This window comes from Pseudonocardia sp. ICBG1293 (assembly GCF_020131355.1).
Lineage (GTDB): Bacteria > Actinomycetota > Actinomycetes > Mycobacteriales > Pseudonocardiaceae > Pseudonocardia.
In genome coordinates, this window is record NZ_JAHLEL010000015.1 from 1 (window position 1) to 18,246 (window position 18,246).

The following is an 18,246-nucleotide window of genomic DNA, read 5'->3' on the forward strand; positions in this document are numbered from 1 at the left end:
GGAATTTCGACCCCCAGAATGATACCAGAGTCCGAGGGTGAGCTCGGCGTGCACACGTGGCCATGCCGTAGGTTCGCCCCGGGACTCTGCGTGGATTTTCTCGATGTGTTTGAGGAGCAGTTCGTTCTCCTGCGTCCGTAGCGATGTCGCCCCGGAGTGCCATTCGTAGTAGCCCTGGCGGCGGACGCCAAGGACCCGGCAGGTCACCGCGACGTCGAATCCATCGTCGGCGAGTTCACGGACCAGCGGGAAAACTACTTTGGGAGGATGTTCTCCCGGGCGAAGTACGCGGCAGCACGCTTGAGGATCTCGTTCTCGATCTCGATCCGGCGGGCCTTCTTTCGGAGTTCGACGATCTCACTTTTCTCCGCGCTCGACAGACGTGTGGAGCGCGGGTCACCGTCGTCTGCGTCGGCCTGGGAGACCCAGTTCCGCAGACACGACTCCGACAACGACAGGTCCTTGGCGATTTCCGAGATCGGCTTGACCTTCGAACGGGCCAGGTCGATAGCGCGTTGCCGGAACTCCGGCGGGTGAGGAGCGGGCACGAACGACATCCTTCCCGGCGGACGGCGTCCGCCTCAGGACAGGTGTCCGGTACCAGGGGCCAAGCTCACCGGTGTGCTCCCGATCAGGGTGAGCTTCCCCCGGTTTGCCGGAGTGCGGGTTACCTGTCGGCGTCGCGCTGGGCGCGACGATAGTCGTCTTCGTACTCGTCGGGTGAGAGCCCTCCGAGGCGGGCCTGGATCCGGCGCGGGTTGTACCAGCCGTCGAGGTAGCGGATCAGCGCATGCTCGGCCTCGCAGCGGGTCGCGAAGCCCGTCCCGGGCCAGTAGAGCAGCTCGATCTTGAGCGTGGACCACAGGTTCTCGGCGAGGGCGTTGTCATAGCTGTCCCCTGTGGACCCTGTCGACGGGGCGACACCCGCGTCGACCAGGCGCTGAGTGAATCGCAGTGCCGTGTATTGGGCCCCCTTGTCGCTGTGAAAGATCAACTGACCGGGACGCAGGCTCCGGGAGCGCAGCGCGTGGTTGAGCGCGGTCAGCACCAGCACCGTCGTGGCTCGCGGGTCGGTGGCCCAGCCGACGACCCGGTTGGAGAACGCGTCCCGCACCGAGGCCAGCCACAACACGCCCTCACCGGTGACGATGCGAGTCAGGTCCGCCACCCACACCCGGTTGGGCGCGGTCGCGGTGAAGTCGCGTTCGAGCAGGTCCGGCGCCGGGCGGTGGGCCGGATTCTGCCGGGTCGAGCCGCCCTTCCAGCCGCGACGCAGGTGCGCGCCCTGAAGGCCGTGCTCGCGCATGATCCGAGCGACGCGCTTGCGCCCGACGTGCACGCCCTGGCGGCGCAGCTCCAGCCACACCCGCGGGGATCCGTAGGTGGTGGCGAACTCGCTCACCGAGCGGATCTTCACGATCTGCTCAAGCAGGACGGCGTCGTCGAGCTGCCGCTGAGAGGGGTTCGCGCGGCGGGCGCGCCAGTCGTAGTAGGTCGGGGCCGCGATGTTCAGGACCCGTAGTACGAGACCGGCGGGGAAATCATGGGCATCGACGAAGCTCATGATTTCCTCCGGGTCGGGCCGATCTCGCTGGCGAAATAGGCGCTCGCCGCGCGCAGGACCTCGTTGACCCGCCGCAGCTCAGCGTTCTCCCGCGCGAGCCGGCGGTTCTCGGCGAGCATGTCGGTCGACGGCCGATCATGGCGCTCGCCGGTGTCTGCCTCGGCCTGACGGACCCAGTTGCGCAGGGCCTCGTGATGCACCCCGAGCTGCTCGGCGAGCCCCCGGAACGTCGGGCGAGGGTCGGACTCCCGATACAGCCGAACCGCTCGTTCGCGCAGCTCATCGGGGTACTTTTTCGGTGCGGGCACCAGTGCCTTCCTTCCTGGCCCTCAAGATCGAACCAGTGTTCAGACACTCCGGCAAAGCGGGGGAACCTCAGGGAGCCCACCGTGGGCTCCCTGGCTCGGCTTCTGGCCGGTGAACGTGCCCGCTGTGGCACCCGAACCGGTCGCCGTGCTCTGGCCCCCGTCGCCCAGGCGGTCCTGGTCCTGCGGTGGTTCCTCGATGCGAGCCGTGTGGCGCGCCTGGCGGCCGACAACACGATCAGCACCGCAACCGCCTACCGCTACCTGCACGAGGAAACGCCCTGCTCAAAACCACCTTCGCAGCGCTACGGCGGATCACGCTGTGTCCCTGGCGGATCGGCGCTATCACCGCCGCCGCGCTCGTGCTACTCCACATCGAACACGACCGCACAACATGATCACCGCGCTACTGAGAACACCTCAATCTCCTCGTTCAACGCTGCTTCCAGCACGTTCTTGGTGAACAGCTTCAACAGCCCGTCCGGGCCGGTCAACGCCAACCCCCGGGCGCGCGCGTCGGTCACCATCGCTGCCGCAGCGGCCTGTTCGGCCGTCAGCTCACGCCCCGGCCCGGACTCGTACTCACCTGGACTCACACGGTCCGATGTCATCACTCACAGTGCCCATCCCGCCGGACCCCCGCCCGGCGCGTCGGGCCGAAAACACCGTTCCTGGGACAAACCCTCCAGGGAGGCGACCCAGCGGGTTTAGTGCGCAGCGTGACCGTTAGTTTCTTCGTGATCATATGTTGCGGACAGGGCTGGGTGGCTGGTTACTGTCCGCGAATCGGTCGACCTTGGTGAGGGCCTGCATGCTTATCGCTCTGGGGTCCGCGATGATCGCGGTCTTCATGTATTTGATCTTGTCGAAGCGGCTTGCGCCGACTTTGGCGCTGGTGTTGGTGCCGTTGAGCTTCGCTCTAGTCGCGGTCGGTACGGGGATCGCGGAGCCGAGCGAGGACGGGGTCGTCAAGTCGATCACGGCGGCGATGAAGGACTTCGCGCCGACCGCGGTGTTGTTGTTCTTCGCGATCATCTTCTTCGGGACGATGATCGATGTCGGGTTGTTCGATCCGTTGATCCGGTTCGTGCTGCGCGCGGTGAGCAACGACCCGGTCCGCCTGGTCGTGCTGACCGCGGTCCTGGCCGGGGTGGTCTCGCTCGACGGGGACGGGTCGACCACGTTCATCATCACGGTCTCGGCGTTGCTACCGATCTATCTGCGCCTGGGTTTGAGCCCGGTGGTGTTGACCGTGGTCGCGAATCTGGCTAACGGGGTGCTCAACATTCTGCCCTGGGGTGGGCCGACCGCTCGGGCGGCGACAGCGTTGAACGTGTCGCCTTCGGAGCTGTTCAACCCGATGGTCCCGAGTATGGCGCTGGGAATGGTCACGGTGCTGGTCCTAGCCTGGCTCCTCGGCCGGTCGGAGCGGAAGAGGCTTGCCGCGGCGGGTCGGTCGTTGCCGGTCGTCGCCGCCGAGTTCGACCCCGACCGTGGCGGTGACTGCGTTCCTGAGCAGGTCCCTGAGAAGGTCGGCGCGGCGCAGCTCGCGCCGACAGAACCCGGCACCGGCGGTATCGGGGGGGCCGGTTCTGACGGGCAGCTCCCGCTCGGTGCAACCGCCGCGGCCGGTGCAGATGTCACGGGCGGTGGGGCCGTCGTGGCTGGGGGGGACGGTACTGGTGGGGTGAGAACCGGTCCTGGGGATGGGTTCATCGCTGTGGGTGGGGTGTTGGATCCGAACCGGCCGACGCTGCGTCCGAAGTTGATCTGGTTCAACCTGGCTTTGACCGTGGCGCTGCTGATGGTGCTGGGGTTGGACGCGTTGCCGTTGTCGCTGGTGTTCGTCGCTGCGGCGGCGATCGCGCTGGTGGTGAACTTCCCCCGTCCTGCTGATCAAGTCACTGCGGTCACTGCGCACGCGAGTTCGATCGTGGCAGTGGTGGCGATGGTGTTCGCCGCGTCGGTGTTGGTTGGAGTGCTGTCGGGTACCGGGATGGTCACGGCGATGGCGAACGGGATCGTCGCGACGGTGCCGCCGGAGGTTGGGTCCTGGTTCGCGGTGATCGTCAGCGTGCTGAGCATGCCGTTGACGTTCTTCCTCACCAACGACGCGTTCTACTTCGGGATCCTGCCAATCCTGTCCGAGGCGGCCGGGCACTACGGCATCACACCGGTGGAGATGGCCCGGGCGGCGCTCATCGGGCAGCCGGTGCACATGACCAGCCCGCTGGTTCCGGCGATGCTGTTGTTGGTGTCGTTGGCCAAGGTCGACCTGGCTGATCACCATAAGAAGGTCATCTGGCGGGCTGCGGTGTGCTCGCTGGTGATGATGGCAACGGCGATCGCGCTGGGAGTCATCCCCCTCGGCTGACCAGTGCTGCGTTGCCTCGCCCGGTGGGGCGGCCTCGACTCCCCGGGGGCCGCCCCACCGGTGCGTGCGGGCGTTCTGCCCGGGTTCCGCAGTTCGTGGGCAGACCTGGGTTCCGCAGCTGCTGTCCGATGAAAGTGCCCGGATAGGGAGTCTGAGCTGGGGAGACGGGTGTCGGCCTGGTGACATGTCGTGTCACTAGGCGGCGGTGTTGTCCCTGGTCAGGGCGTTGTGGACGGCTCGGTGTCGAGGTCGAGGATCCGCGGCGGCAGGGCGATGTCGAGGACCTGGTGCAGCCGCCGGACCTCGGCGCTGGGTGGGGTGGTCTGGCGGAACAGCCCGGCCGGGCCGGTGAAGATGCCGACGTGCAGGCGCTGTAACTGGTCGCGGGCGCGGGGCCAGGTCGTGGCCTGGTCGGGGGCGCCGGCCTGGGTCTCGACGACGCGGGCCAGGAGCAGTGCGAGCCAGCAGGGCACGACGTGCGCGCGGATGCGGTCCTCGAGTCGGTGATAGACCGGCCGCAGGTCCAGGACCTGCTTCATGTCCCGCCAGCCGCGCTCGACCTCCAGCAGCTGCTTGTAGCCCAGCGCGATGTCCTCAGTCGGCAGGTGCGGATCGCAGGTGCGCAGCAGGTACTTCCCGTCCAGCTTCGCGTCCGCGGTGATCCTTGCGGCGTCGACGCGGAGCAGCCCGCCCGGTGTGACGCGCAGGAACCGGTTCAGCCCAGGCTTGGTGGAGATCACCCCGCGCAGCTCGGCCCGCTTCGTCGGCGACAACCGATCGGAGGTCTCGATCATCGTTTCGAGCCGCTCGACGAGGTTCGCGCGGACCGCGGCGTCCCGGTCGGCGGCGTCGGGGTTGTGGCAGACCACGAACCGCTCGGTGTCGCTGATCTTGACTTCCTTGACCCGCAGGTTCGCGCTGACCTCCTGAAGCGCCCCGGGAGTGGTGGAGGCTCTGATCCCACGGAAGGGTGGAGATCGTGCCGGCACCGAGGAAGTTCAGCAACGAGATGCGTGAGCGCGCGAAGCGGATGGTCCGCCAGGCGCGTCAGGAGGATCCGGGGCTGTCGGTCAACGCTGCGTGCAAGAGGATCGGTCCGCAGCTGGGGATCCTGCCCGACGCCCTCCGGGGGTGGTGTCGCCAGGCCGACATCGATGACGGCGTCACCCCAGGTGTGACCACGGTGGAATCCGACGAGCTCAAGCGGCTACGGCAGGAGAACGCCGAGCTGCGGCGGGCGAACGAGATCCTCAAGACCGCGTCGGCGTTTTTCGCGGCGGCGGAGCTCGACCGCCGTATCCGCTGATCGTCGCCTACATCGACGCTCACAAGCACCGGTTCGGGGTCGAGCCGATCTGCGCTGTCCTGCGCGCCCAGGGCATCGCGGTCGCCCCGTCGGGCTACTACGCGCACAAGAACCGGGCTCCGTCGCGGCGGACCCTGAGCGACGCGACGTTGGCGGAGACGATCGAGGCCGCGTTCTTCGACCGCGACAAGGGCCGTGGGGTCTACGGCGCCCGCAAGATGTGGCACCAACTGCGCCGCGACGGGGTCACCGGTCGAACAGGTCGGCCGGTGGCGCGCTGCACGGTGGAGCGGCTGATGCGCCGTCTCGGGCTGCGCGGGGTGCGCCGCGGGCAGCCGGTGATCACCACCCGCCCCGACGCCCAGGCCGGGCGGGCACCGGACCTGGTCGATCGGGACTTCACCGCGGCGAGCCCGAACCAGCTGTGGGTGGTGGACATGACGTATGTGCCGACGTGGTCGGGGACGGTGTTCACCGCATTCGTGTCCGATGTGTACTCACGCCGGGTGGTCGGGTGGCGCTGCGCGTCCAGGATGCCCACCGAGCTCCCGCTCGACGCCCTGGAGATGGCGTTATGGACCCGTGAACGCGCAGGTCAGACCACCGACGGACGTCTGGACGGGTTGATTCACCACTCCGATGCCGGGTCCCAGTGCACAGCCATCCGCTACGGCAACCGGCTCGCCGAAGCCGGCGCGGTGGCCTCGATCGGGTCGGTCGGCGACTCCTACGACAACGCCGCCATGGCCAAGTCGCTGATCGGGCTCTACAAGTCCGAGTGCGTCCGCCGCGACGGGCCGCTGCGCACCGTGGAGGACCTCGAGCTCGCCACCGCGTCCTGGGTGCACTGGTTCAACTGTCTCGTGCCGGGTTTGGTGGAGGGCAGCAACTCCAGCGAGGATGAGAAGCGATGGCTGCCCCACAGAAGTACCCCGATGAGATACGGGAACGAGCGGTCCGCATGGTCCGCGACATCAAGGCCGAGCCCGGCGGCTCGGCCAAGGGCGCCTGCCGGCGCGTTGGTGACCAGCTTGGGATCAACCCCGAAACGCTGCAGGGCTGGGTCAACCAGGCCGAGATCGACGACGGTGACCGGCCGGGGGTGAGCACCGGGCGCGCTCAGGCGGTGGAAGCATTTGCCTCGATGAGTTCGCTGAATACCTCGGAGGGTTTCTTCCAGTCGAAGATTTTACGGGGTCGGTCGTTGATGTCGCTGGCGATCATGGCCAGATAGGTGGGGTCGGAGGGGATCTCCACGCCTTTGGGGGGGTACTCGCGCACGATGCGGTTGAGGTTCTCATTGCTGCCCCGCTGCCAGGGGGAACGCGGCCGGTCGGAGTAGACTGGCATCGAGCCCTTGGTTACGGTGTGGTGGGCGGCCATCTCTGTGCCGCAGTTCCAGGTCAACGACCGGCGCATCACCTCGGGGAGCCCGGCGGTCGCGGTGATCAGGGCACGGCTGACGGTGTGGGAGTCGCGTCCGTGCAGCGGGACCAGGACCAGGAACCGCGAGGTGCGCTCGACCAGCGTCGCCACCGCGGTCTTGCCTGTTTTGCCGATGATCAGGTCGCCCTCCCAGTGCCCGGGCACCGCCCGGCTCTCAGCTTCGGTGGGCCGGTCGTCGATGTAGGCCGGTTCGATGATCCGGGGAGCAGGTGGAGGCCTACGGCCGCCACGTCGGGCGGTCCGGCGGGTCCGTAACGCGATCAGCTCGCGAGCCAGGATGGACACCGGGGTGGCATAGATCCACTGGTAGATCGCCTCGTGGGACACCCGGCAAGTCTTGTCGGTCGGGTAGAGCCGAGGTAAGAGCGTCCGGCAGTAGAGGTGGCCGTGTGTCGGTGTTGGTAGAGACACGGACCTGCAAGTGATCATGGGATTGCTGATGTCCTGATGATCGTGTGGAGAGTCCGTGCCTCTGCTGCCAGCATCTCTGATCGAGCCCTTGTGGGGCGAGTTCGCCGCTCTGATCGGGTCTGACCGGCCCGAGTTCGACCCGGCCCATCCGTGGGGCTGTCACCGTCGCCGGATCTCTGATCGGGTCGTGTTCGACCACGTCGTTGCCGCTCTGGTGCACGGTAGTGGCTACGAACGCATCGCCACGCCGGGTTGCTCGGACCGCACCATCCGCCGCCGTCTCGATGACTGGGCCACCGCGGGAGTCAGCGAGGAACTGCTCCGCACCGCGCTGGCCGGTTACGACCAGATACTCGGCCTGGATCTTGACGATCTGGCGGTCGACGGATCGATCACCAAGGCACCAGGCGGAGGCGAGGTGGCCGGCCGCAGCCCTGTCGGCCGCGGCAAGCAGGGCACGAAACGGTCCGTGGCCTGCGATGACCAGGGCATCCCGCTGAGGTTCCCCCGCTTTGCCGGAGTGTCTGAACACTGGTTCGATCTTGAGGGCCAGGAAGGAAGGCACTGGTGCCCGCACCGAAAAAGTACCCCGATGAGCTGCGCGAACGAGCGGTTCGGCTGTATCGGGAGTCCGACCCTCGCCCGACGTTCCGGGGGCTCGCCGAGCAGCTCGGGGTGCATCACGAGGCCCTGCGCAACTGGGTCCGTCAGGCCGAGGCAGACACCGGCGAGCGCCATGATCGGCCGTCGACCGACATGCTCGCCGAGAACCGCCGGCTCGCGCGGGAGAACGCTGAGCTGCGGCGGGTCAACGAGGTCCTGCGCGCGGCGAGCGCCTATTTCGCCAGCGAGATCGGCCCGACCCGGAGGAAATCATGAGCTTCGTCGATGCCCATGATTTCCCCGCCGGTCTCGTACTACGGGTCCTGAACATCGCGGCCTCGACCTACTACGACTGGCGCGCCCGCCGCGCGAACCCCTCTCAGCGGCAGCTCGACGACGCCGTCCTGCTTGAGCAGATCGTGAAGATCCGCTCGGTGAGCGAGTTCGCCACCACCTACGGATCCCCGCGGGTGTGGCTGGAGCTGCGCCGCCAGGGCGTGCACGTCGGGCGCAAGCGCGTCGCTCGGATCATGCGCGAGCACGGCCTTCAGGGCGCGCACCTGCGTCGCGGCTGGAAGGGCGGCTCGACCCGGCAGAATCCGGCCCACCGCCCGGCGCCGGACCTGCTCGAACGCGACTTCACCGCGACCGCGCCCAACCGGGTGTGGGTGGCGGACCTGACTCGCATCGTCACCGGTGAGGGCGTGTTGTGGCTGGCCTCGGTGCGGGACGCGTTCTCCAACCGGGTCGTCGGCTGGGCCACCGACCCGCGAGCCACGACGGTGCTGGTGCTGACCGCGCTCAACCACGCGCTGCGCTCCCGGAGCCTGCGTCCCGGTCAGTTGATCTTTCACAGCGACAAGGGGGCCCAATACACGGCACTGCGATTCACTCAGCGCCTGGTCGACGCGGGTGTCGCCCCGTCGACAGGGTCCACAGGGGACAGCTATGACAACGCCCTCGCCGAGAACCTGTGGTCCACGCTCAAGATCGAGCTGCTCTACTGGCCCGGGACGGGCTTCGCGACCCGCTGCGAGGCCGAGCATGCGCTGATCCGCTACCTCGACGGCTGGTACAACCCGCGCCGGATCCAGGCCCGCCTCGGAGGGCTCTCACCCGACGAGTACGAAGACGACTATCGTCGCGCCCAGCGCGACGCCGACAGGTAACCCGCACTCCGGCAAACCGGGGGAAGCTCACAAATCGCCGGACGCTCGAAAACCGCCGAGCCTCACACACCGTTCATTGGACAGACCCGGACAGACCCCACGGGATGTTCATGACTGGGACGGGCAGGCTTGTCGTGACTGGTGAGAGGATTTCTGGCGGGTTCAGGTCGCCGGGGTGGTCGTGGGCAAGTCGACCCGGACCGCAGCCCGTGCTAGCGGGCGAGGACCGGAAGCGACGCGGCAGCACCGTTCGTGGGACTTGGCAGCCGCCGGGTGGGAGCACGAGCTGGTGTTCAGCATGACGCCCCGGCAGAGGAGACCCGTCGGGAGCGCCGGGCCTGGAGCAGAGCGGTGATCTGAGCGCGGGCGCTCTCCCGGGTGGCGGCGCCGGCGGTGTCGTGGTCGGGGACGAGCCCGGTGAGTAGCGCGTGTCGGTCACGGGCCTGGTTACAGGCCAGGGTGGTGCGAGCCAGGGCCGGCTGTTGGTCGTCGACCCGGAGAGCGGTGGGTGGGAGCTGGGTGTGGCCGTAGGGCAGCCGCTGCGCGGCGGCGCGGCCGTGCCGGGCGGCGAGAGTGGCCCGCTGGCGGGCGTCGAGGTGCGGGGAGGTCAGGGGCCCGCGAGGCCCGGTCCAGGGGGCCAGGCGGTGGCGCAGCCACCCCGACGGCCAGCGCACCTGAGAGGCCGGGCAGCGCTCAACGGGCCGGGACGGCCCGTTGAGAGTGGGCTGGTGGGCCAGGGCGTGGCGCAGGTCGTTGTTGGTCCACCCCGCTCGCCAGAACGCCTTCACCGCGGCCCGGATCGCGCGGGGCGACAGCCGCGCCAGCAGCGGGTCATCGCGCAGCTGACGTGCTGCGGCGAGCATTTCCCCGCGGGTGAGGGGCACCCGCTCATCGAACCAGTCCCCCTCGCGGCGGCCCTGCCGGGGCGGCGACGGCCGAACAGGCCGCACGGACCGCGGGGTCCGCGGGGTCCGCGCTGAGGGTCGGAGTCCAGCCGGTGGCTTATTGTGGATGATCGTTCTCGCGCGCGTATGAGGGGAACTCTTACCTTCGGTAAGAGTAAACCCCGTTGGGGTCCAACTTTCGCCGTGCAACGATCCCGAGGGGGGTTCGAGCGGGGCCCCTGAGGGGGTTGCGGAGGGGATGTCGACGGTCTCGGTGAGCGGGCGGGCTACGTCGCGCGCGGCGGCGGTGTTCAACTCGGTGATGGCGTGGTCGGGGAGGCGGAGTTGATATACGGCGGCCCGGTTCCCGGTCTGGGCTCGGCGGTCGGCGTGGGTGCTGGTCTGTGCGGTGATCTGGCGTTCGAGTAGGTTGCGGTAGCGGTGGGTGGTGCCGCGTTCGACGAGGACGAGCCAGCCGAGTTTTTTCAGCGTGGCGATCCAGGCTGCGATCGAGGCTCTCGACCATCCGGTGGTCTCCTGCAGCCGGGCCCAGGTCGGCCGGGTCAGGTGATCGGTCCAGTCCGCCCGGCGGGCCAGCTCGGTCAGCAGAGCGCGCAGACGGCGCTGGACATCGCTACGCAGCCCCTGGAACCAGGAGGAGTCACGCAGCGCGTGGGTCCAGTGCCGGGCCGTGCGCGGCAACCCCCGGATCGCCGCGGCAACGTCCTCGCCACCGCTCGGGGTGGCCGTGTCAGCGGTGATCGCCGACCAGCACACGGTGCAGAGGATCGAGGCGAGCACTGTGTCCCGGTCGACCCCGGAACGACGCACACAGTGCGTACACATCTGCGCCACTGCTGGAGCGGCGAGGGCTGCACGGTCGGTGAGCAGGTGGGCGGCGGTCAGGGCCGCTGCCGCGATAGCGAGCTGCCCGGGGCCGATCCCCGGCAGCGGCCAAAGACTACCGACAGGGGTGGGGCGGATCGGACAGACGTCCTGGCCGTCGGCGTCCCCGGTAGGGGGCGTTGCCCGGTGGTCAGTGTCCGAGCTATTCTTGTCGCACGCTAGCAAGGCGTGTTCGCTCCTTCAGATGATGGTGGGGGGGCTGAAGGAGCGGAGTGGTGACTCCGTTGTACTTCCGTCGTAGGGCCCGGCCGTCAGGTCGGGCCCTACGACGTTCTGAAGCACATACTGCTGCTTCAGCCCGCCATGTGGAGTTGAGTTCGGTGCGACCAGCACGTGGTGGCTGGTTCAGGGGGCCTAGCTGCGCATCGTCGTCGATCCTTCGTTCGGTCCGGAAGACCCGGAAGACCCGGAAGACCCGGAAGACCCGGAAGACCCGGAAGACCCGGAAGACCCGGAAGACCCGGAAGACCCGGAAGACCCGGAAGACCCGGAAGACCCGGAAGACCCGGAAGACCCGGAAGACCCGGAAGACCCGGAAGACCCGGAAGACCCGGAAGACCCGGAAGACCCGGAAGACCCGGAAGACCCGGAAGACCCGGAAGACCCGGCTCAGCTTCCGATCCTGCCAGACCTGACTCGCGGCCCTGCCGACAGGGCCGGGCTACTGGCCTGTCGGCCGCTTCGGCGCCCCGCTAGGGTCGTCCCGGTCATCGAGGTCGTCGAGGTGCTCGACGCAGTCATCGAGGATCGCCTGAGTGGTCCGGACATGCCACGCCGCCGGCGCCTGATCTTCGAGGGTCGCCCCGTACGGGTTACGGACCTTCTCCGCTGCACACACCAGCTCCCGGGCCACAGCGAGGATCTTGTCCCGCAACCAGTTCTCCTCCAGATCCACCCCACCACGCCCCACACGACGGACCGGCCGCGGGGAGACGAGGCCCGGTGGCATCCACTGCGGGCCGGGATCAGGCTCGTTGGGTGGCTCGGGGTGCGAGTTGAGCACGGTCTTCCTCCGAGGTCCGGAGCTCCGGGCGCCACTTGCTTGGCTGCATGCGCACCGCAGGAGCGATGTTGTGAGCTTGCATGTCTGGGCACGCTCTGTCAATGCAGCTATGCTCTGCGTGTGCGCGATCATGCATACGGGTGGTCGTCGATGAGGAGGGGCGGAAGGGCGGTTCGGTGTGGGTGCCACGGCAGATGAGGTAGAGGTTCGAGCGGCCGAGAGACTGGCCAACAAGATCAACATGTTGTTCGACACGGTCTATGACCGTTCGGTGCGGGATCGTCCGTATTCGACGAATGAGGTTGCTCAGTGGCTCCAGGAGCACGCTGATGAAGGGCCAACGATCAGCGCTAACTATCTGCGAGCTCTCCGCGGTGCGTGGCGTACGAACCCGACTGCGAACAGTCTGCGCGCGATTGCTCGATTTTTCCAGGTTGATCCGGGATATCTTTTAACGGATGACAGGAAGACTGAAGAGTTGCATCAGGAGCTGTCTGCTCTTCGGCTCCTTGCCGATGCTAGCGCCCGTGGTATTGCTACTCGCGCTGCATCGCTGGACGCTTCCACGCAGGCCTGGGTATTGCAGATGCTAGAGACTCTGCCGACACACAGGGAAAGAGAGAGCCGAGAGCAGGAAGACACCTCTTCCAGGTAGCGATTGATCCTATATAAGCAGGTCCGCCACCTCTGAAGCAGTCCCTTTCGAAGGCTGTGAGTCGCGCGGAACGCCGTTATCGTTCTCTTGCAGAAACTCTGAACCATGCGCTTCGAGGGCGGCCTGAATTCGGTCAAGCCCGCCGGCGTGGTGTGTGACGACTACCGCGTGATCTCCTGTTCTGTCAGGCGCTGAGCGCCGGGATCGTGTCGGTTGAGGTCACCTCCTCGCCGTTGGAAGCGGTGCCGGAGACCACGGTGACTCGGGCGCGGGCCAGGACCTCGAGCCCGAGGTAGCGTGAGCTTCCCCCGGTTTGCCGGAGTGTGGGTTACCTGTCGGCGTCGCGCTGGGCGCGACGATAGTCGTCTTCGTACTCGTCGGGTGAGAGCCCTCCGAGGCGGGCCTGGATCCGGCGCGGGTTGTACCAGCCGTCGAGGTAGCGGATCAGCGCATGCTCGGCCTCGCAGCGGGTCGCGAAGCCCGTCCCGGGCCAGTAGAGCAGCTCGATCTTGAGCGTGGACCACAGGTTCTCGGCGAGGGCGTTGTCATAGCTGTCCCCTGTGGACCCTGTCGACGGGGCGACACCCGCGTCGACCAGGCGCTGAGTGAATCGCAGTGCCGTGTATTGGGCCCCCTTGTCGCTGTGAAAGATCAACTGACCGGGACGCAGGCTCCGGGAGCGCAGCGCGTGGTTGAGCGCGGTCAGCACCAGCACCGTCGTGGCTCGCGGGTCGGTGGCCCAGCCGACGACCCGGTTGGAGAACGCGTCCCGCACCGAGGCCAGCCACAACACGCCCTCACCGGTGACGATGCGAGTCAGGTCCGCCACCCACACCCGGTTGGGCGCGGTCGCGGTGAAGTCGCGTTCGAGCAGGTCCGGCGCCGGGCGGTGGGCCGGATTCTGCCGGGTCGAGCCGCCCTTCCAGCCGCGACGCAGGTGCGCGCCCTGAAGGCCGTGCTCGCGCATGATCCGAGCGACGCGCTTGCGCCCGACGTGCACGCCCTGGCGGCGCAGCTCCAGCCACACCCGCGGGGATCCGTAGGTGGTGGCGAACTCGCTCACCGAGCGGATCTTCACGATCTGCTCAAGCAGGACGGCGTCGTCGAGCTGCCGCTGAGAGGGGTTCGCGCGGCGGGCGCGCCAGTCGTAGTAGGTCGAGGCCGCGATGTTCAGGACCCGTAGTACGAGACCGGCGGGGAAATCATGGGCATCGACGAAGCTCATGATTTCCTCCGGGTCGGGCCGATCTCGCTGGCGAAATAGGCGCTCGCCGCGCGCAGGACCTCGTTGACCCGCCGCAGCTCAGCGTTCTCCCGCGCGAGCCGGCGGTTCTCGGCGAGCATGTCGGTCGACGGCCGATCATGGCGCTCGCCGGTGTCTGCCTCGGCCTGACGGACCCAGTTGCGCAGGGCCTCGTGATGCACCCCGAGCTGCTCGGCGAGCCCCCGGAACGTCGGGCGAGGGTCGGACTCCCGATACAGCCGAACCGCTCGTTCGCGCAGCTCATCGGGGTACTTTTTCGGTGCGGGCACCAGTGCCTTCCTTCCTGGCCCTCAAGATCGAACCAGTGTTCAGACACTCCGGCAAAGCGGGGGAACCTCAATCGCCGGACGCTCGAAAACCGCCGAGCCTCACACACCGTTCATTGGACAGACCCGGACAGACCCCACGGGATGTTCATGACTGGGACGGGCAGGCTTGTCGTGACTGGTGAGAGGATTTCTGGCGGGTTCAGGTCGCCGGGGTGGTCGTGGGCAAGTCGACCCGGACCGCAGCCCGTGCTAGCGGGCGAGGACCGGAAGCGACGCGGCAGCACCGTTCGTGGGACTTGGCAGCCGCCGGGTGGGAGCACGAGCTGGTGTTCAGCATGACGCCCCGGCAGAGGAGACCCGTCGGGAGCGCCGGGCCTGGAGCAGAGCGGTGATCTGAGCGCGGGCGCTCTCCCGGGTGGCGGCGCCGGCGGTGTCGTGGTCGGGGACGAGCCCGGTGAGTAGCGCGTGTCGGTCACGGGCCTGGTTACAGGCCAGGGTGGTGCGAGCCAGGGCCGGCTGTTGGTCGTCGACCCGGAGAGCGGTGGGTGGGAGCTGGGTGTGGCCGTAGGGCAGCCGCTGCGCGGCGGCGCGGCCGTGCCGGGCGGCGAGAGTGGCCCGCTGGCGGGCGTCGAGGTGCGGGGAGGTCAGGGGCCCGCGAGGCCCGGTCCAGGGGGCCAGGCGGTGGCGCAGCCACCCCGACGGCCAGCGCACCTGAGAGGCCGGGCAGCGCTCAACGGGCCGGGACGGCCCGTTGAGAGTGGGCTGGTGGGCCAGGGCGTGGCGCAGGTCGTTGTTGGTCCACCCCGCTCGCCAGAACGCCTTCACCGCGGCCCGGATCGCGCGGGGCGACAGCCGCGCCAGCAGCGGGTCATCGCGCAGCTGACGTGCTGCGGCGAGCATTTCCCCGCGGGTGAGGGGCACCCGCTCATCGAACCAGTCCCCCTCGCGGCGGCCCTGCCGGGGCGGCGACGGCCGAACAGGCCGCACGGACCGCGTAGCGGGCCGGGTCACGATCGATGATCATCGTCAAACATCGTGCCGCCACCCACCTTCGACACCGACATCGCTACTGCGCATCAGGTCGTTACGTCAGGCGAGCCCGAGCCCACCGAGTACCCGACGGACGCGCGCACGTTCTTCATTCAGGAAGGCGTGGAACTGCGCCGAGGATAGATACGCGTCCTGCCAGTTGTTTTCGGCGAGGTAATGTTTCCATTCTGGTGAGGCGACCAGGGCTTCGACGGTGTTTTCCAGCTCGGCTCGTTGCGTCAATTCCAGCCCAGGCGGCGCCATCAGGCCCCGCCAGTTGGATGACGTAACGTTAATTCCATACTCACGCAGAGTGGGGACGTCCGATCCAGGTTTCCGCTCGTTCGCCGCGACCGCTAGTGCGCGAAGTTCTCCTGTCTTGAGATGGTAGACGAATTCGCTAGCGCCAGTGGCAGCGAAAGTGACCTCTTCGCGGAGGAGTGCCTCCAGTAGACGCCCCCCGCCATCGTGGGCGATGTAGTTGACCGACTTCGGGGCCAGGCCAACGTATTCAGCCGTCAGCATCGGTGCGAGATGGTCAGGGCCGCCGAGAGAGGAGCCGCCCCCTACAAGAATCGCGGCAGGATATTCCTTCCATGCTGTAATCAGATCACTTATGTTGCGGTACGGAGAGTTCGCAGGGACAAGGATTATCTCAGGCTCCTCCATTAGTCGGGCGATCGGAAGGATCTCACTGAGCATGGAATTTGCTTGGTTACTGAGCAGGCCACCAACCAGGCCGAGTCCCATGCTCACTAGCAGTCGGTCGTCACCGGCCTCGTTGATGGCGTAATGGATCCCGGTTATGCCGCTGTGCCCGGTGACGTTGAAGATCTCAACCGCGCTGGTCAGTCCGGCAGCTTCGAGTACTCCGCCAACGGCTCGAGCTAGCATGTCATAGCCACTACCGGGTGAGTTCGGGACGAGTAATCGCAAATCATGCATACGTCCATCTGCGAGCTCCATCAGGGGTCGCCTCTCGAGCGCGGCGCCACCGCCGACTGCGGCGAGCCCGAGAAGAACCCCCAGCTGTCGCCGGGTGACGGGGATCTTCGATCCGACTGAAGGGGACGATTGAGACATCTGCACGAATTCCTGCACGCTCCGATTGGGTGGACCTCGATAGGAACTCACGTCACCCACCCAGGAGGCAAATTCTGCTACATACTGTTACGAGTTCATGCGCTATCGGGTTCAGGGCGTGCTGTCTTCGGGGGGGGGGTCAAGCGGCTGCGGCCACTGGCTGCAGCGTCGGGACGCTTGGTGGTGCGTAGGGGCGGCGGTCGCGGAGCATGGCGTAGATGACGTCGGTGCGGCGTCGGGCGAGGCAGATCAGGGCAGTGTTATGGCGCTTGCCGCTGGCTCGTTTACGGTCGTAGTAGGCGCGGCTGGTCGGGTCGGCGAGACTGGCGAATGCCGACAAGAACAGTGCCGATTTCAGGGCGTGGTTCCCGCGCTGGGAGCGGGTCTCGCCCTTGATCGAGCTGCCCGAGCGGCGTGTCACGGGGGCCAGGCCTGCGTAAGCGGCGAGGTGACCGGCGGTGGGGAACGCAGCGCCGTTTCCGACGATCGTGAGGATCTTCAAGGCGGTCCTGAACCCGAGACCGGGCATCGAGGTCAGGACCCGGGCAAGAGGGTGGGTCTCCAGCAGGTCCTCGAGCTCGGCGGCGAGGGTGTCTCGCTCGATGCGGACCTCGCGCAGCTGCGTGGCGACCCCGGCGATCACTCTCCCGAACGCGGCGGTGCCTGGGACGACGACGGTCTGGGTGTCGAGCGCGGCCGGGATCGTGGCGGGCAGTGTTTTGGCCAGCCGCGGGGAACGCGGTCGCATGGCGGCGGCGATCACGGCCTCGCCGAGGTCGCGCAGGGCCTGCGGTGTCGGGGCGGTGGCGAGTAGATCGAGCACTCCGCCGCGGTCGAGCCGGGGGCCGAGCAGGCGTTCCAGGGCTGGGTGGACGTGGAGCAGGGCGTCGCGCAGCCGGTTGGTCAGCCGGGTCGACTGGGCGGTGAGGTCGTCGTCGTAGCCGGCGAGGACGGTGAGCTCGGCGAGGGTCTCGTCGTCGGTGCCGACCCGGCGCAGCGTGTGCGGCACGGTGCGGGCGGCGTCGGCGATGACGTGGGCGTCGCGGGCGTCGGTCTTGCCCTGGCCGGGGTGCAGGTCGGCGATGCGGCGCATCGCCAGCCCGGGCAGGTAGGCCACCTCGATGCCCAGCGAGCGGGCCGCCGCGACGGCCAGCGCACCGATCGAGGCAGGCTGGTCGACCACGACCAGCGTCCGGCCGTGCTCGGTGAGGCGTGTGAAGACCTCGGTCAGCGCGGCCTCGTCGTTGGGCAACGGCTTGTCGTGCAGCCGCTTCCCAGCCCGGTCCAACGCGCAGGCGTGGTGCACCGACTTTCCCACGTCCAGGCCGCAGAACACCTCGAAGCCGGTGTTGTCGGATTCCGACAAGAAGGTCTCCTCGCTCGTCGCCGCAGGCCGACCTGGACACCCGCGCCGGCCGCCACGTTACGAGCAGACCGCGCGAGCGGGTCAGGTCTCTATCAGCGGTCGTTGGCGCCCGCCGACCACGGTGACAACACCCCCCCAGATCATCAACGACAGGGGCGATAAGTCATGCCGTGGCCGGTGGCCTACAAGCCCTCACCGGGCTTGATCAAGAAGGTAACGTGTCTCTATGGGGTTGTCGGTTGTCGTACAGGTAGACGCATTCAGGGCGAGGTGATCGCCGTGAAGGTTATCCACGGCATCGTTTCCTGGTAGGAGGCCCAGTAATCGGCGCCGAATTGTTCCAGTCCGGCCGGGGATGCGGGGCAGTCCCCCCCAGCGAACCTCTCGGAATCCTTCTGAGCGGAGACAGTCGTCGAGCACGTCTCGGCGGGGTGCATGCAGCCGGAGCGTCACTAGAGGATCGCAGTGAGCGGTGAAGTCTAGTTCCACGACGTCGGACGATTCCTTCACGATCGTGTATTCGATTTTGTATGTGCGGAGTTCCGGCCGGGTCAGTGGCGCGTCGGCGTCGGTGAGGAGCGCAACGACCCGGGTACCATCACGACAGTT

General features: G+C 67.6%; 19 protein-coding genes, 4 pseudogenes and 1 other annotated feature. Of the genes and pseudogenes, 9 read left to right on the forward strand and 14 right to left on the reverse strand.

What is annotated here, in order from left to right; translation table 11 throughout:
• Nucleotides 1-254: 254 nt before the first annotated feature.
• From KPF47_RS10480 to KPF47_RS10490, 3 genes are all read right to left on the reverse strand, one after another.
• Nucleotides 255-548, reverse strand: coding sequence for a transposase (locus KPF47_RS10480; RefSeq protein ID WP_224388526.1), 294 nt, complete (start codon nucleotides 546-548; stop codon nucleotides 255-257).
• A gap of 119 nt (nucleotides 549-667) precedes the next feature.
• Complete coding sequence (locus KPF47_RS10485; RefSeq protein ID WP_224388528.1) at nucleotides 668-1,564, reverse strand: IS3 family transposase; 897 nt, start codon at nucleotides 1,562-1,564, stop codon at nucleotides 668-670.
• Nucleotides 1,561-1,872 (reverse strand): transposase, encoded by a 312-nt coding sequence (locus KPF47_RS10490; RefSeq protein ID WP_224388530.1) that lies wholly within the window; start codon nucleotides 1,870-1,872, stop codon nucleotides 1,561-1,563. Before KPF47_RS10490 ends, KPF47_RS10485 begins: the two co-directional genes overlap by 4 nt.
• Nucleotides 1,873-2,138: 266 nt before the next feature.
• Here KPF47_RS10490 and KPF47_RS10500 point away from each other — a divergent pair.
• Nucleotides 2,139-2,267: pseudogene (locus KPF47_RS10500) on the forward strand (IS5/IS1182 family transposase); the annotation flags it as partial.
• 24 nt (nucleotides 2,268-2,291) lie between these two features.
• Here the strand turns inward: KPF47_RS10500 and KPF47_RS10505 are convergent.
• Nucleotides 2,292-2,480 (reverse strand): annotated as a pseudogene (locus KPF47_RS10505) (IS256 family transposase); the annotation flags it as partial.
• Between the two features lie 200 nt (nucleotides 2,481-2,680).
• On the opposite strand from KPF47_RS10505, the gene KPF47_RS10510 reads away from it, so the two are divergent.
• The gene (locus KPF47_RS10510) at nucleotides 2,681-4,243 is read left to right on the forward strand and encodes a CitMHS family transporter (RefSeq protein WP_374108823.1); all 1,563 of its coding nucleotides are present in this window, start codon (nucleotides 2,681-2,683) and stop codon (nucleotides 4,241-4,243) included.
• A 218-nt stretch (nucleotides 4,244-4,461) separates the two neighbouring features.
• Here KPF47_RS10510 and KPF47_RS10515 read toward each other — a convergent pair whose 3' ends face one another.
• Nucleotides 4,462-5,112, reverse strand: a complete 651-nt coding sequence (locus KPF47_RS10515) for a hypothetical protein (RefSeq protein ID WP_224388533.1) — start codon at nucleotides 5,110-5,112, stop codon at nucleotides 4,462-4,464.
• A gap of 101 nt (nucleotides 5,113-5,213) precedes the next feature.
• On the opposite strand from KPF47_RS10515, the gene KPF47_RS10520 reads away from it, so the two are divergent.
• From KPF47_RS10520 to KPF47_RS40770, 3 genes and pseudogenes are all read left to right on the forward strand, one after another.
• Nucleotides 5,214-5,549: a transposase gene (locus KPF47_RS10520; protein ID WP_224388535.1), complete on the forward strand. Its 336-nt coding sequence runs from the start codon at nucleotides 5,214-5,216 to the stop codon at nucleotides 5,547-5,549.
• Nucleotides 5,507-5,638, forward strand: a sequence feature (AL1L pseudoknot). (Overlaps the previous gene by 43 nt.)
• Nucleotides 5,561-6,394 (forward strand): annotated as a pseudogene (locus KPF47_RS10525) (IS3 family transposase); the annotation flags it as partial. It overlaps the preceding feature by 78 nt.
• A gap of 116 nt (nucleotides 6,395-6,510) precedes the next feature.
• Nucleotides 6,511-6,783 carry a hypothetical protein gene (locus KPF47_RS40770; RefSeq protein WP_374108824.1) on the forward strand — a complete coding sequence of 91 codons (273 nt, stop codon included), beginning with the start codon at nucleotides 6,511-6,513 and terminating at the stop codon, nucleotides 6,781-6,783.
• On the opposite strand, the gene KPF47_RS10535 is transcribed toward KPF47_RS40770, so the two are convergent.
• On the reverse strand, nucleotides 6,669-7,424 hold the full coding sequence (locus KPF47_RS10535; protein ID WP_224388539.1) for an IS30 family transposase: 756 nt from the start codon (nucleotides 7,422-7,424) through the stop codon (nucleotides 6,669-6,671). The two genes, KPF47_RS40770 and KPF47_RS10535, sit on opposite strands and share 115 nt — an antisense overlap.
• A 37-nt stretch (nucleotides 7,425-7,461) precedes the next feature.
• Between KPF47_RS10535 and KPF47_RS10540 the strand changes: the two are divergent.
• The 3 genes and pseudogenes from KPF47_RS10540 to KPF47_RS10550 all read left to right on the forward strand — a co-directional run.
• A pseudogene (locus tag KPF47_RS10540) lies at nucleotides 7,462-7,938 on the forward strand (IS5/IS1182 family transposase); the annotation flags it as partial.
• A gap of 35 nt (nucleotides 7,939-7,973) precedes the next feature.
• Nucleotides 7,974-8,285, forward strand: coding sequence for a transposase (locus KPF47_RS10545; protein ID WP_224388530.1), 312 nt, complete (start codon nucleotides 7,974-7,976; stop codon nucleotides 8,283-8,285).
• Nucleotides 8,282-9,178: an IS3 family transposase gene (locus KPF47_RS10550; RefSeq protein WP_224388541.1), complete on the forward strand. Its 897-nt coding sequence runs from the start codon at nucleotides 8,282-8,284 to the stop codon at nucleotides 9,176-9,178. Before KPF47_RS10545 ends, KPF47_RS10550 begins: the two co-directional genes overlap by 4 nt.
• A 293-nt stretch (nucleotides 9,179-9,471) precedes the next feature.
• Here KPF47_RS10550 and KPF47_RS10555 read toward each other — a convergent pair whose 3' ends face one another.
• Both KPF47_RS10555 and KPF47_RS10560 read right to left on the reverse strand, forming a co-directional pair.
• Complete coding sequence (locus KPF47_RS10555) at nucleotides 9,472-10,908, reverse strand: hypothetical protein (protein WP_224388543.1); 1,437 nt, start codon at nucleotides 10,906-10,908, stop codon at nucleotides 9,472-9,474.
• Nucleotides 10,909-11,629: 721 nt separating this feature from the next.
• Nucleotides 11,630-11,863 carry a hypothetical protein gene (locus KPF47_RS10560; RefSeq protein WP_224388544.1) on the reverse strand — a complete coding sequence of 78 codons (234 nt, stop codon included), beginning with the start codon at nucleotides 11,861-11,863 and terminating at the stop codon, nucleotides 11,630-11,632.
• 286 nt (nucleotides 11,864-12,149) lie between these two features.
• Here KPF47_RS10560 and KPF47_RS10565 point away from each other — a divergent pair, with 286 nt between their 5' ends.
• Nucleotides 12,150-12,626, forward strand: coding sequence for a hypothetical protein (locus tag KPF47_RS10565; RefSeq protein WP_224388546.1), 477 nt, complete (start codon nucleotides 12,150-12,152; stop codon nucleotides 12,624-12,626).
• A 328-nt stretch (nucleotides 12,627-12,954) separates the two neighbouring features.
• On the opposite strand, the gene KPF47_RS10570 is transcribed toward KPF47_RS10565, so the two are convergent.
• From KPF47_RS10570 to KPF47_RS10595, 6 genes are all read right to left on the reverse strand, one after another.
• Nucleotides 12,955-13,851 carry an IS3 family transposase gene (locus tag KPF47_RS10570; RefSeq protein WP_224388541.1) on the reverse strand — a complete coding sequence of 299 codons (897 nt, stop codon included), beginning with the start codon at nucleotides 13,849-13,851 and terminating at the stop codon, nucleotides 12,955-12,957.
• Nucleotides 13,848-14,159 (reverse strand): transposase, encoded by a 312-nt coding sequence (locus KPF47_RS10575; RefSeq protein WP_224388530.1) that lies wholly within the window; start codon nucleotides 14,157-14,159, stop codon nucleotides 13,848-13,850. The genes KPF47_RS10570 and KPF47_RS10575 overlap by 4 nt, the downstream gene beginning before the upstream one ends.
• A 330-nt stretch (nucleotides 14,160-14,489) precedes the next feature.
• Nucleotides 14,490-15,080 (reverse strand): hypothetical protein, encoded by a 591-nt coding sequence (locus KPF47_RS10580; RefSeq protein WP_224388548.1) that lies wholly within the window; start codon nucleotides 15,078-15,080, stop codon nucleotides 14,490-14,492.
• 168 nt (nucleotides 15,081-15,248) lie between these two features.
• Nucleotides 15,249-16,289, reverse strand: a complete 1,041-nt coding sequence (locus tag KPF47_RS40035) for a tripartite tricarboxylate transporter substrate binding protein (protein WP_224388550.1) — start codon at nucleotides 16,287-16,289, stop codon at nucleotides 15,249-15,251.
• Between the two features lie 121 nt (nucleotides 16,290-16,410).
• Nucleotides 16,411-17,637 carry an IS110 family transposase gene (locus tag KPF47_RS10590; RefSeq protein WP_224388552.1) on the reverse strand — a complete coding sequence of 409 codons (1,227 nt, stop codon included), beginning with the start codon at nucleotides 17,635-17,637 and terminating at the stop codon, nucleotides 16,411-16,413.
• Nucleotides 17,638-17,829: 192 nt separating this feature from the next.
• The coding region (locus KPF47_RS10595; protein WP_224388555.1) for a hypothetical protein at nucleotides 17,830-18,246 on the reverse strand (417 nt) is incomplete at its 5' end.